The 13,345-nt window shown below is 68.9% G+C and carries 9 protein-coding genes; all 9 read left to right on the forward strand.

Annotation, left to right across the window (positions count from 1 at the left end; genetic code table 11):
- The first annotated feature begins 12 nt into the window (after positions 1-12).
- On the forward strand, positions 13-2,070 hold the full coding sequence (pta, locus tag ACZK39_RS08815; protein ID WP_463613092.1) for a phosphate acetyltransferase: 2,058 nt from the start codon (positions 13-15) through the stop codon (positions 2,068-2,070).
- An 18-nt stretch (positions 2,071-2,088) separates the two neighbouring features.
- The gene (locus ACZK39_RS08820; RefSeq protein WP_182781346.1) at positions 2,089-3,279 is read left to right on the forward strand and encodes an acetate kinase; all 1,191 of its coding nucleotides are present in this window, start codon (positions 2,089-2,091) and stop codon (positions 3,277-3,279) included.
- Between the two features lie 149 nt (positions 3,280-3,428).
- Positions 3,429-4,205, forward strand: coding sequence for an SDR family NAD(P)-dependent oxidoreductase (locus tag ACZK39_RS08825; RefSeq protein ID WP_182798931.1), 777 nt, complete (start codon positions 3,429-3,431; stop codon positions 4,203-4,205).
- A gap of 1 nt (position 4,206) precedes the next feature.
- On the forward strand, positions 4,207-5,010 hold the full coding sequence (locus ACZK39_RS08830) for a lysophospholipid acyltransferase family protein (protein ID WP_370585666.1): 804 nt from the start codon (positions 4,207-4,209) through the stop codon (positions 5,008-5,010).
- Entirely contained in the window at positions 5,007-6,713 is a 1,707-nt protein-coding gene (locus ACZK39_RS08835; protein WP_463613093.1) for an FAD-binding oxidoreductase, read from the forward strand. Before ACZK39_RS08830 ends, ACZK39_RS08835 begins: the two co-directional genes overlap by 4 nt.
- Positions 6,714-7,029: 316 nt before the next feature.
- Complete coding sequence (locus tag ACZK39_RS08840) at positions 7,030-10,629, forward strand: nSTAND1 domain-containing NTPase (protein WP_463613094.1); 3,600 nt, start codon at positions 7,030-7,032, stop codon at positions 10,627-10,629.
- A 21-nt stretch (positions 10,630-10,650) separates the two neighbouring features.
- The gene (yaaA, locus tag ACZK39_RS08845) at positions 10,651-11,421 is read left to right on the forward strand and encodes a peroxide stress protein YaaA (RefSeq protein WP_182781342.1); all 771 of its coding nucleotides are present in this window, start codon (positions 10,651-10,653) and stop codon (positions 11,419-11,421) included.
- A gap of 170 nt (positions 11,422-11,591) precedes the next feature.
- Complete coding sequence (locus ACZK39_RS08850; RefSeq protein WP_459055444.1) at positions 11,592-13,211, forward strand: sodium-dependent transporter; 1,620 nt, start codon at positions 11,592-11,594, stop codon at positions 13,209-13,211.
- Positions 13,208-13,330, forward strand: coding sequence for a methionine/alanine import family NSS transporter small subunit (locus tag ACZK39_RS08855; protein ID WP_182781340.1), 123 nt, complete (start codon positions 13,208-13,210; stop codon positions 13,328-13,330). The genes ACZK39_RS08850 and ACZK39_RS08855 overlap by 4 nt, the downstream gene beginning before the upstream one ends.
- The last annotated feature ends 15 nt before the right edge of the window (positions 13,331-13,345 follow it).

The raw sequence follows: 13,345 nt of genomic DNA on the forward strand, positions 1-13,345 counted from the left end.
TAAGGTGTCCCCGTGACGAAAAGCGTTTACATTGCCTCATCGGAGCGGCAGGTCAGCAAGTCGTCGATCGCCCTCGGCCTCATCGACCTGTTCGCCCGCCAAGTGCGTTCCATCGGCGTCTTCCGCCCGCTCGTGCACTCCACCGAGTCGGACCCGGTCACCGAAGCGCTCCTCTCACAGAAGGGCGTCAAGGAGAAGTTCGACGACGCCGTCGGCGTCACCTACGAGGACTACGCGGCCAACACCGGCGACGCAATCGACACCATCGTCGCCAAGTACAGCACCCTCGCCGCGGCGCACGACGCGGTGGTGGTGCTCGGCTCCGACTACGAGGACATCGAGACCCCGTCCGAGTTGGGGCACAACGCCGTGATCGCCGCCAACCTCAACGCCCCGGTGCTGTACGTGTGCAAGGCCCTGGGCCGCACCGTCGAGCAGGTGGCGCGCCTGGCCGAGTCGGCCATCGAGGCGTACGAGGCCAAGCACAACACCGTGATCGGCATCATCGTCACCCACGTCGACGAGGCGGACGCGGAGTCGCTGCGAGCGGCCCTCCGCGCCGTGCGGGACGTGGCGATCTCCGTGCTGCCCGAGGATCCGGTCCTCACCGCGCCGCTGGTGGGCGCCCAGTTCGACGCCGTGGACGCCGTCCAATGGTTGGGCAAGCCGGAGTTCCGCTCCCACGAGTCGCTGCACAACATCGTGGCCGGCATGACGCTGCCCAACCTGCTCCCCCGCCTCAAGCGCGAGGCCACCGTCATCATGCCCGCGGACCGCCTGGATCTGCTTCCTGGGCTGGTGATGGCGCACCGCTCCCCGGACTACGGTCCGCTGGCGGCGCTGATCCTGACCGGCGGCTTCGAGGTGCCGGAGTCGGTCTCCAAGCTCTTCGCAGACTCTGAGATCGATCTGCCCATCGCGGTGACCCAGCGCGACACGTTCTCCACCGCCGTGCGGCTGCAGAGCGTCCAGGGCACCTCGACGAGTTCCCCGCGCAAGATCGAGGTGTCGCGCGCGCTGTTCTCCCAGCATGTCGACGAGGCCGCGCTCCTGGCTGCCATCGACCTGCCGCGAACCGAGATCCGCACGCCCACCATGTTCGAGCACCAGATCATGCAGATGGCGCGCACCCGCAAGCAGCGCATCGTGCTGCCCGAGTCCGCCGACGACCGGGTGCTGACGGCCGCGGCCGTCGTGCTGCAGCGGGCTGTGGCGGACATCATCCTCCTGGGAGATTCGGCGAAGATCAGCCGTCGCGCCTCCGAGCTGGGCCTGAACCTCGCCGACGCCACCGTGGTCAACCCCGAGGATCCCGAGCTGGCGGAGAAGTTCTCCGACGAGTACGCCAGACTCCGCTCCCACAAGGGCGTGAGCATCGAGAAGGCCCGTCAGACGTTGAAGGATCTGTCCTACTTCGCCACCATGATGGTGCACTTCGGCATGGCCGACGGCATGGTCTCCGGAGCCATCAACACCACGGCCAACACGATCCGCCCGTCGCTGGAGTTCATCAAGACCACCCCTGGGGTCTCGGTGGTCTCCGGGTCGTTCCTCATGTGCATGAGTGATCGCGTCCTGGTCTACGCGGACTGCGCCGTCAACCCGGACCCCACCGCTGAGCAGCTGGCGGACATCGCCATCTCGTCGGCCAAGACGGCGGAGAGCTTCGGCATCGAGCCCCGGGTGGCCATGCTGTCGTACTCGACGGGCGACTCGGGCTCCGGCGCGGAGGTCGACAAGGTCCGCGAGGCCACCCGCCTGGTGCGGGAGCGGGCACCCGAGCTGAAGGTGGAGGGCCCCATCCAGTTCGACGCCGCCGTCGACGAGGTGGTGGCGAAGAAGAAGATGCCCGGCTCCGAGGTCGCGGGCCGCGCCACCGTGTTCATCTTCCCGGACCTCAACACCGGCAACAACACCTACAAGGCCGTCCAGCGCACCTCCGGTGCCGTGGCCATCGGCCCCATGCTCCAGGGTCTGCGCAAGCCCGTCAACGACCTGTCGCGCGGCGCCCTCGTCGACGACATCGTGTCCACCATCACCATCACAGCCATCCAGGCCCAGGCGGTCTGAACCCGAAGAAAGGGCGTCATGTCCCAGCCGATCCTCCTGCTCAACTGCGGGTCGTCGTCGATCAAGTACCAGTACCTCGACCCCGCGATCGGTGTGCCTCAGGCCGTCGGCATCGTGCAGCGGATCGGGCAGGACGTCTCCACCATCACCCACGAGGTGGGTGAGGCGGAATATCACGACGAGCGCCCGTTCGCCAACCACACGGAGGCAGTGGCAGCCGTGGTGGCGATGTTCCGGGACCACGGACCCAGCCTGGACCACGTGACGGCCGTCGGTCATCGCGTGGTGCACGGCGGGGCGAAGCTGGTGCACTCCACCCTCATCGACGACGACGTGGTGGCCCAGCTGGAGGAGCTCTCCGGCCTCGCCCCCCTGCACAACCCGCCTGCTGTGGCCGGCATCCGCGGCGCGCAGGAGGTCCTGCCTGGTGTGCCGCACGTGGCGATCTTCGACACCGCCTTCTTCTCCACCATCCCGCCGGCGGCCTACACCTACGCCGTCGACTACGACACCGCCCAGCGCCTGGGGGTGCGGAAGTACGGCTTCCACGGCACCTCGCACAGCTTCGTGTCCAAGGAGGCGGCGAAGTTCCTCGGACGCCCGCTGGAGGAGACGAAGATCATCGTGTGCCATCTCGGCAACGGGGCGTCGATCTCGGCGGTCGACGGCGGTGTCGCGGTGGACACGTCCATGGGTCTCACCCCTCTGCAAGGCCTGGTGATGGGCACCCGCTCCGGAGATGTTGATCCTGGCCTCCACGCCTACCTCGTGCGCAACGGGATGACCATCGACGAGGTCGACGACCTGCTCAACAAGCAGTCCGGCATGGGCGGCATGTGCGGCTACACCGACATGCGCGATGTCGCGGCCCAGATCGAGGCCGGCGACGAGCGCGCCAGGCTCGCTCTGGACGTCTACGTCCACCGGCTGGTCAGCTACATCGGCTCCTACATCGCCATCCTCGGCGGATGTGACGCGCTGGTGTTCACCGCCGGCGTGGGCGAGAACGCCGCGCACGTGCGGCGGCCCGTCATCGACCGGCTGAAGGGTCTGGGCTTCGAGTTGGACGTGCACGCCAACCTGGTGCGCTCCAGGGAGCCCCGCGAGATCTCCACCCCGGCGTCCAAGGTGCGCGTCCTCGTGGTACCCACCAATGAGGAGCTGGCCATGGCCCGCGAGACGGTCGCGGTCACCGCGGCCGCCGAGTAGTCAGGGACGTCGTCGACAGACTGCGCGGGCCGGCTGGTTGTGGCACCCCCACAACCAGCCGGCTCTTTGATTGTCGGACTACAACGAACGGGCGCGTCAGGGCGCCGTACGCATCGCGGCGACCCTCCCGGGTGGCGTACCTTAATCCCATGGCTTCAGCACTGATCACGGGCGGGACTTCAGGCATCGGACACGCGTTCGCGCGCGAACTTGCCGGCCGCGGGACGCACCTGATTCTCGTTGCCCGCGACACCGACAGGCTTGAGTCCGTGGCCGCGGAGTTGCAGGCGGAGCACGGGGTCGACGTGGAGGTGATCAGCGCGGACCTGGCCGTCCGGGCCGATGTGTTGCGCGTGGCTGAGCGTCTCGAGGATCCCGCCCGCCCCGTCGACCTGCTCGTCAACAACGCGGGGTTCGGCCTGCACACCACGCTGCTGGACAAGAACGACATCGACATGCACGCCAAGGCCCTCGACGTGATGTGCCTGGCCGTCCTGATCCTCGGCGGCGCCGCCGCGAGGTCGATGCGCGCGCGCGGCCACGGCCGGATCATCAACGTCTCATCGACGGCGGGCACCATCTTCACCGGCAACTACTCGGCGGTGAAGGCCTGGTGCACCACCTACTCGCAGGCCCTGGCGCTGGAGCTCAGCGGCACCGGCGTCACGTCCACCGCGCTCTGCCCGGGGTGGGTGCGCACCGAGTTCCATCAGCGCGCCGGCATCCGGGCCACGTCCCTGCCCAGCATCGTGTGGATCGACGCCGAGACCCTGGTGCGAGGGGCGCTCGCGGACGCCGAGAAGGGGCGCTTCGTCTCCGTTCCCACCCTGAAGTGGAAGGTGGCCAACTTCATCGCCGTCCACGGCCCGCGGTCGTTCACCCGCTGGTTCTCCCACAAGCTGAGCGCGTCGCGGAAGAAGCACTGACGTGGCCAAGGACGTCGATCCGGCCAATACCAGGTACACCTCGAAGGTTCAGGCCACCACGCGCCAGACGGCCCAGATGCTGCTCCTCAAACCGGCGCTGCTGCGGATCCTGAAGATCCACGTGCACGGGTTGTCCAACCTGGACGGGTTGGAGGGCGCGTTCGTGGTGTTCGGCAACCACTCCTCGCACCTGGACGCCCCGCTCATCCTGTGCTCGCTGCCCACCCGGCTGTCGAAGTTCGTCGCCACTGGCGCGGCCGGCGACTTCTTCTTCGACAACTGGATGAAGTCGATGTCGATGTCGCTGTTCATGAACGCCTTCGCGATCGACCGCGGCAAGGGCGGCAAGGGCAAGCGCGGCATGTCGGCGCAGCTTCTCGACGACGGGGTGCCGATCCTGCTGTTCCCGGAGGGCACCCGCTCCCGCACCGGGGCGATGGCGCCCTTCGTCCCGGGCGTTGCGTCGCTGTGCATCTCCAGGGGGGTGCCCGCACTGCCCGTGGCCCTCGTCGGAGCGTTCGACGCGTGGCCTTCGCGGCAGAAACACCTCCCGAAGGGCCGGCCTGAGGTGCACGTGGTGTTCGGCCGCCCCATGACCCCGTACCCGGGCGAGATCGCCCACGAGTTCAACGAACGGATGCGCCGCCAGGTGCTCCAGCTCCACGACACCACGGCCCGCGCCTACGGCAAGAAGACCCTCGCCGAGTATGCCCGCACCGAGGCCATCGAGCTGGCCCAGAAGTCCCACATCGCCGCCTTGGTTGAGGATGCCAAGGAACAGGCACATAAGCAGGAGGATCGATGATCGACGGCGTCAAGCAGCAGAAGTGGTGGGGTTGGGGTGAGGAAGGCAAGGCCTACCGCTACGAGGACAAGCCGAAGTTCCCGCCCTTCGTGATGAAGATGGTGGGCGTGGACATCACGGCCCCCGTCGAGCCCATCCCTCCGTTCTCCTCCCTGGAGGTGCCCGCCAGCCGTCTCTCGGACACGCTGAAGGCCGAGCTCGCCGGGATCATCGGCGAGGGCTTTGTGCAGACCGACGACGAGACCCGCGTCGTGCACGCCTTCGGCAAGGGCGTCCGTGACCTCCTGCGCGTCCGCAGCGGCCTGCTGGGACGCATCCCGGACGCGGTGCTCTACCCCGGAACGCAGCGCGAGGTGGAGCTGCTCGTCGACGCGGCTGTCGCGGCCGACGCGGTGCTCATCCCGTTCGGCGGTGGGTCCAACATCGTCGCCGCCCTGGAGGCGCAACCCGGTGAGACGCGTCAGGTGCTGTCGGTGAACCTCGGCCGGATGAGCAGGGTGCTGGAGATCGACGAGGTCTCCGGGCTCGCTCACATCGAGGCGGGCGTCTTCGGGCCGGACATGGAGGATCAGCTGAAGGCACGGGGCTGGACGATGGGGCACCACCCGGACTCGTTCGTGTGGTCCACGCTGGGCGGCTGGATCGCCACCCGGTCCTCGGGCATGCAGTCGGACAAGTACGGTGACATCGCTGACATCTGCCGCGGTCTCACCATGGTCATGCCCGGCCAGGTGCTGACGCTCCGGCCGCTTCCGTCGTCGTCGTCGGGTCCGAGCGTGCGGGAGATGGTGCTGGGGTCTGAGGGCCGCCTGGGGATCATCACGTCGGCGTGGGTCAACGTGCACCGCATCCCGGAGGTGCGGGAGCTGCAGGCCTACTTCTTCGCCACGTACGAGGACGGCCTGCGGGCCTGCCAGGAGATCGTCGAGTCTGACGCCTCGGTGATGATGGCCCGCGTCTCTGACGCCGTTGAGACGCAATACATCATGGCCAACGGGAAGAAGTCCAACCGGCTGGGCTCGCTCAGCAGCAAGGCCATCCAGCGGATCATGCTCCAGAAGGGCTGGGATCTGGAGAAGATCGCCATGAGCTTCGTGGGCTACGAGGGATCCCCCACGCACGTGCGCTACGAGAAGGGCCTCGTGGCCAAGATCGTGCGCAATCACGGCGGGATCGGCGTCGGCAAGGGCCCCGGCTCGCTGTACGACCAGAAGAAGTACGACACCCCCTACATCCGGGATTTCATGCTGGACCGCGGCCTGGTGGCCGACGTGTCCGAGACCACCACGCCGTGGGCCTATGTGGAGCAGATCCACACCAACACTGTCGCGGCGTTCCACAAGGCGATGGCGGAGATCGGGGTGCGCGGCGTGGTGTTCTGCCACCTCAGCCACTCCTACCATTCGGGGGCGTGCCAGTACTTCACGTTCGCCATCGCCGACAAGTCGGACAACGCCATGGTCACCTACGACGTGGCCAAGCGCGTGCTGCAGCAGTCGTTCATGGACAATCACGGCACGGTGTCGCACCACCACGGCGTGGGCGAGGAGCACAGTCCCTGGATGGATCAGGACATCTCTCCGGCCGGCGTATCCATCCAGCGTGCACTGTTCGACGGCGTGGACCCGGGGCACAACCTGAACCCTGGCAAGATCATCCACGAGGGCCGGCCGGGCATCTCGACCAACTCGCTGGACGCCTGACCCCCACGACTGACGAGACCCTCGGATCCGGCACCTGTGTGCTGGATCCGAGGGTCTCGGTTCGTCTGCGGCCTCGTTGGTGCCCTCCCCCCGGGGGACACCCTCCCCGATGCGAGGCCACAGCCTCGCATCCCCCCGGGGCGGGGATCGCCGACATCTCCGAGACTAGGCACCAACCCCCCGCGTGGACGAACCACCAGCTGTACGAGAGTGCACCGGTTACACAAACCCGTTGTCAGGCCCACGTGTCGCGGGGCCCGTCCATGCGGGACGACCCGCCGAATCCGCGGGGGGACGGGGCAAGTATCGTGCCGCCATGCAGCCACCACTGAGCCGCGAGGCCCTCGCCGAGCACATCGGCGCGGCGCGACACGCCACCAACCTCTCGATCCGCCGAGCGGCGTCGCTGGCGAAGGTGCCGCCGTCGACTGCCCAGGGCTGGTTCGAGGGAAGGCTGCCAACACCGGCGCTCACCTCCAACTTCCTCGACCTGCTCGAGGCACTGGGGCTGGTGACCTCGCCGGAGGAGCGCGAGGCCTGGCAGCGGGCGGTGGCATCCGCCAGGTCCGCCCCCGTCGTCGAGGCGTCCCCCTTCGTGGGCCTGCGCAGCTACACGGCGCAGGAGAGCGCCGTCTATGTGGGCAGGGAGCGCGCCTACCAGGCTCTGGTCGAGGCCTGCCTGCGTGACGACGCGCCCCGCCCCGTCGTCGTGCTGGGAGACTCCGGCGCCGGAAAATCATCGCTGCTCGCCGCGGGCCTCATCGGCACCGCCTGCGCCCCGGATGGGCCGCTGGCTGCGTTCACGCCCGTTGCCGTGCGGGTGGCCGACCTTCACACGCTGACGCTCCCGCCGGGCCGGGTGCTGCTCGTGGTGGATCAGGTGGAGGAGGCCGCTGCACTCCCCGCCGCCGAGCGCGCCGCGTTCTTCGACGCCCTGACCGGGCTGCCGCCTCGCGTGACGTCGGTGGTGGCGATCACCGCCGACGCGTTCGGGTTCGCCATGCGCGACGAGCGGCTCGCGGCCTCGCTCGCGGCGCCGATCCTCGTCGGGCCGCTCAGCACGGCCGAGTACACCCGCATCATCGAGGAGCCCGCCCGCCGGCACGGCCGGACCGTCGCGCCTGACCTGGTCCGGCTCATCCTGCGTGACCTGCGGCTCTACGGGGAACCCGCACCCGGCACCGCGCTGCCGCTCCTGTCCAGCGCAATGCGGCGCTGCTGGGCCGCGGCGCACGGCGCCACCCTCACCCCCACGCACTACCTCGCCATGGGCGGGCTGTGGTCGGCGCTCGACGAGGAGGCCGAGGCGGTCCACGCCGGCCTCACCGAGCAGCAGAAGCCGCTGGCCCGGAGGCTCCTGCTCGCCCTGATCCAGCTCGACGGTGACCGTGTGCTCCGCGGCAGGCTGCCGCTGGAGGACCTCTCCGAGGAGATGTCGCCGATCGTCGACGCCTTCCTCGGGTCGCGCCTGTTCACCCTGTACGGCGGCAGTGTCGCGGTGTCCCACGACGCCCTGCTGACCCGCTGGCAGCGTCTGCGCGGCTGGATCGACGAGGAGCGGGCGTCCCTGCTCATCGCGCGCCGCATCCAGATGGCGGCCCAGGTGTGGGAGGAGGGCGGCAGGCAGGACGACGCCCTGATGCCGGTGGAGGCCGAGCTGTGGAGCACGTGGGCCAGGCAGGCCAGCGCCCCGCTCCTGTCGGCCCGGGAGAACAGCTTCATCGCCTCCAGCCTCGACCTGGCAGACGCCCAGCAGCGCGCGCAGGCCGACATGATCCGTACACTGCGCCGACGGCAGCAACTGGCCGTCGCCGCCGCCGCGATCGCCATCGCGATGCTCGTCGTGGCGGTGGGGGCCGGTCTGCAGTCCTCCAGCCTGCGCCAGGCGGCGCAAGCCTCCGAGCGATCCGCGCAGGCGCGGCAGCTGGCGCTCATCGCCGACGAGATCCGCCCCTCCGCCCCCAATCGGGCGGGGCAACTGAGCGTGGCGTCCCTGGCGCTCGACGAGAGCGTGGAGAGTCGCTCGGCGGTGCTCAAGTCAGCGGGCACCCCACTGTCGACGCGGTCCGTCGGGCCGAGCGGCACCACCATGGTCTCCCACGTCGACGGGGCGGATGTGACGCTACGCGCTGACAGCTCCGGGAGCGTGACGCTGTGGCGCGGCGGCTCGATCACGGGCGAGGCCGAGACGTTCGACAGCGGCGGCGGCCAGCTGTTCGTCCTCGAGGGCGCGACCGTGGCGGGGCGCGCCCTGGTCCTGGTCGGGGGCCAGCAGACCGCTGCAGTGTGGGACGTCACCGGTGAACCCACCAGGCTCCTGGAGTTGGGAGACGACACCGTCGCGTACAGCGCTGCGTGGTCCGGTCCAACGGTCGCCGTCGGCACCCTCGAGGGTGACGTGCGCCGTGTGGACCTCACGGACCCGGATGCCCCGGTGCCGTTGCCCGATCTCAGCCTCGACGAGCCGATGGCGGTGACGGGGTTGGCGATGACGCCCGAGACCGTCTTCGTCGGTGGCGTGAGCGACACCGTGACGGTGTTCGGCGTCGACGGCACGCGGCAGGCCGATCTGGCCGTCGCCGGCACCGTGATCTCCATGAACACCTCTCCGGACGGCAGCGAGGTGCTTGCTGGGACCACGCAGGGGTTCGGCTACCGCTTCGCCACGCCGCCCGCCGGCCCCTCCCTGATCGACTCGGTCGAGTTCGAGGCCTCAGCCAACGCAGTCCGGCACCTCGGGGACCGGCTCCTGGTCGGAGGGGCCTTCGGGGAGCTGCGTGAGTACCTCCCCGGGTGGGAGTTGGTGCGCAGTTTCCCCGAGCCGACGGTCGTGACCAGCCTGGGTGCGCGCGGCGATGTCCTGCTCGCGGGCGCGACGGGCGGCGCGGTGACCGCCTGGCCCACGGCTGAGGACCCGAGGGTCCTGCAGCTGGCGGAGGGCCGCTTCTTCGGTGTGTATGGCGGCGCCGACGCCGTGATGCTGGGCTCCTCCTCCGGCGGGCTGGTGCTGGGACGCGACGACGACGCCTGGGTGGAGCTCCCCGTCGAGGCTCCGGCCGACGGCGACACCTACAACGGCTTCGCCATCCTGAGCGAGGATGCCTCCGTGCTGGTCAATCTCACCGAGGGCGGCACGCTGGTCACCCTCGAACGGACCGAGGACGGGTTCGAGGCGGTGGACCGTATGCCCGGTCAGGGCGGTCTGGCGGATGTCGAGGTGTCCGCGTCGGGGCGTTATCTGTCGCTCGGCTACCGCGGCGAGCCCGGCTACCGCCTCTTCGAACGCGACGGGGACGGCTGGGCGCTCGTCAGCGTGCTGGAAGACACCTGGCCCGGCGGGTCGGGGTTCACCCCCGACGAGAGCACGTTCGTGGCCATGCACGTCGACGGCAAGTCGGCCGTCCTGTGGCGGCTCACCGACAACGGCCCGGAGGAGGCCGCCACCCTGACGTTGGCGGACGACGCCATTCCCATCGACTACGCATTCTCGGCTCGAGGCACCCTCGCCGTCGGCGACACCGCGGGGCGGATCACCGTCTTCGATGTCTCCACGCCTGAGGCTCCGCAGGTCCTGCACGAGCTGAACCAGGCGCAGTCCGAGTTGACGCAGGTGGGCTTCGGACGCGGCGGCGACCTGCTGTACGCCGCCACCCGGGCGGGGCGGCTCTGGGTGTGGCGCATCGATGACGGCTCGGCGCGCCTCGAGCTGTCGCTGAGGCCGGAGGCCACCAACCTCACCGGGGCGGCGTGGGTCGACGGCCACTTCGTGATGGCGCTCAACGGGGGCCGCGCCGTCGCCTGGCCCGACGACCCGAAGGCCGCCGTCGAGGACCTGTGCGGCCGGTTCGGGTCCCGCGTGTCACAGGAGGAGTGGGATGCGCTGGTGCCCGGGGTCGAGCTGACCGACGGCTGCTGAGGGGGCGTTAGACTCGCTGCCATGCTCACCGTGCTGTCGCCGGCCAAGTCGCTGGACTTCGAGTCTCCGCTGCCCACGAGGAAGCGGTCCGAGCCCAGGCTGCTCGGCGAAGCCAGCGAGCTCATCGAGATCATGCGCGAGAAGTCCCCGTCGGACATTGCGGCGCTCATGCACATCTCCGACGACCTGGCCCACCTCAACGCCACCCGATACGCGGAGTTCACAGCCGACCACACACCCCGTAGCGCCCGGCCGGCGGTGCTGGCCTTCAACGGTGACGTGTACCAGGGCCTGGCTGCGCGGACCCTGGACGAGCGGGACTTCACCGAGGCCCAGAAGACGCTGCGCGTCCTGTCCGGCCTATACGGTCTCCTGCGCCCGCTGGACCTGATCCAGCCGCACCGGCTCGAGATGGGGACCCGCCTGGAAACGGGGCGGGGCCTTTCTCTGTATGACTGGTGGGGCGATCAGGTCACCGACCTGCTGCGTCGCGACCTCGACGAGTCGCCCGGCGCCGACGTCCTGATCAACCTGGCCTCGCAGGAGTACTTCGCATCGGTGCGGCCCGAGCGCCTCGGTGCCCGCATCATCAGCCCGCGCTTCGAGGACCGGGACCCGCACGGGAAGCCTCGGGTGGTCAGCTTCCACGCCAAGCGGGCCCGCGGCACCATGGCCGGCTGGATGATCCGTGGCCGGGTGCGCACGCCCGGGAAGCTCGCGGACTTCGACGGCGACGGCTACGCCTACGATGAGGCCCGCTCCACGAAGGACCAGCCGGTCTTCGTCCGATGAGCCCCTCCGAGTGGGGTGGAGCCGGCCCCGATGGGCGAGGTGCAGCCTGGCCCCGACGACTGAGAGGCGGATCTGGTGGCGTAGTCGACACCAGATCCGCCGCCTGAGACTCCTGCTCCAGCAGACGGGGGGCTCGCGCGACACGACGGACCAAATCCCCACCCGCCCGCATGCGGCGGGTTGCGTGGAATACGCTACGCGGGTCAGCACACCCCCACTCCCTGAAGGGAGGGCACATGTCCGAACCCAAGACCGCGAACCGTGAGGTCTTCCACTCACGAAACGTGTTCATCCTCGCCGCCATCGGCTCCGCCGTCGGCCTGGGCAACATCTGGCGTTTCCCGTATGTCGCCTACACCAACGGCGGCGGCGCGTTCGTCATCCCCTACCTGGTCGCTCTGTTGACCGCAGGCATTCCGCTGCTCTTCTTCGACTACGCGCTGGGGCATCGCTACCGCTCCGCTCCCCCGCTTGCTCTCCGTCGCGCCGGGAAGAAGTGGACCGAGGTGTTCGGCTGGTGGCAGGTGCTGGTGTGCTTCGTCATCGCCGTCTACTACGCCGCCATCCTGGCCTGGGCCGCGATGTACTTCTTCTTCAGCTTCACCGAGGCCTGGGGCGACGATCCGGGCGGCTTCCTGATGGGCGAGTTCCTGCAGGTGGCGGAGACGCCGAGCGTCGGCTTCGACTTCGTGCCTCAGGTCGCTATCCCGATGGCTGCGGTGTGGATCCTGGTCATCGCGGTCATCGCGCTCGGGGTCAAGCGGGGCATCGCCCGCGCCAACGTGATCATGATTCCGCTGCTTGTGGTCATGTTCCTCGTCCTGGTCATCCAGGCTGTCACCCTGCCGGGCGCGATGGATGGCCTCAACGCCTTCTTCACCCCGAACTGGGCCGCCTTGGGAGACCCAGGGGTGTGGGCCGCCGCCTACGGCCAGATCTTCTTCTCGCTGTCTGTCGGCTTCGGCATCATGATCACCTACTCGTCCTACCTGAGGCGCCGCACCAACCTCAGCGGGTCCGGGCTCGTGGTGGCGTTCGCCAACTCGGGCTTCGAGCTGCTCGCCGGCATCGGCGTGTTCGCGGCGCTCGGCTTCCTCATGCAGGCCACGGGCCAGCCGATGGAAGAGGTCGCGGCCGGCGGCATCGGGCTCGCGTTCATCGCCTTCCCCAGCATCGTGTCTTCGACGTCCTTCGGACCTCTACTCGGCGTACTGTTCTTCGCCTCGCTGGTGTTCGCCGGGTTCACCTCGATGATCTCCATCGTGGAGGTCGTGGTCGCGGCTATCCAGGACAAGCTCGGCCTGGGCCGACTCAAGGCCACGCTGGCCGTCAGCGTGCCGATGGCACTGGTCTCGATGCTGCTCCTCCCCACGACGACGGGGCTCTACTTCCTGGACATCACGGACGAGTTCATCAACAAGTTCGGCATCCTCGCCGGAGCCTTCTCGATGGTGGTCGTGGTGGCCTGGGTGCTACGCAAGCTGCCGCTGCTGCAGCGCCACGTGGACCGCGTCTCGAGCATCCGCTTCGGCCGGCTCTGGCTGGTCCTGGTGGGCGTTGTGGTGCCCATTGTCCTGGGATACATCCTGGTCAATGAGGTAATCACCAAGGTCACCGCGCCCTACGGTGACTACCCGCTGGGCATGCTGGGCTTCTTCGGCTGGGGCATGTCTGCGTTGCTGATCGTCGTGGCCGCGGCGCTGGCGTTCACGCCGTGGAAGCGTTCCACCATCACTCACGTCGACGAGGATGCTCTCGACGCCAGGTACGAGGAGATCATGGCAAAATGACCACCACCGCACTGATCATGATGATCATCGCAATGCTCACCCTGTGGGGCGGGCTCGCCGCCTCGATCGTGCACCTCGTGCGCACGCCGGAGGTCGTCGTCGACGAGGGCGACGACTGACCTTCAGAAACCGAC

The organism is Tessaracoccus luoxuelianae (genome assembly GCF_055326245.1).

What these genes read in the sequence shown, in the direction of transcription:
- ACZK39_RS08820 (WP_182781346.1), top strand. Translation starts at nt 2,089, where the DNA reads ATGTCCCAGCCGATCCTCCTGCTCAACTGCGGGTCGTCGTCGATCAAG.
- ACZK39_RS08825 (WP_182798931.1), top strand. Translation starts at nt 3,429, where the DNA reads ATGGCTTCAGCACTGATCACGGGCGGGACTTCAGGCATCGGACACGCG.
- ACZK39_RS08835 (WP_463613093.1), top strand. Translation starts at nt 5,007, where the DNA reads ATGATCGACGGCGTCAAGCAGCAGAAGTGGTGGGGTTGGGGTGAGGAA.
- ACZK39_RS08840 (WP_463613094.1), top strand. Translation starts at nt 7,030, where the DNA reads ATGCAGCCACCACTGAGCCGCGAGGCCCTCGCCGAGCACATCGGCGCG.
- yaaA (WP_182781342.1), top strand. Translation starts at nt 10,651, where the DNA reads ATGCTCACCGTGCTGTCGCCGGCCAAGTCGCTGGACTTCGAGTCTCCG.
- ACZK39_RS08850 (WP_459055444.1), top strand. Translation starts at nt 11,592, where the DNA reads ATGCGGCGGGTTGCGTGGAATACGCTACGCGGGTCAGCACACCCCCAC.
- ACZK39_RS08855 (WP_182781340.1), top strand. Translation starts at nt 13,208, where the DNA reads ATGACCACCACCGCACTGATCATGATGATCATCGCAATGCTCACCCTG.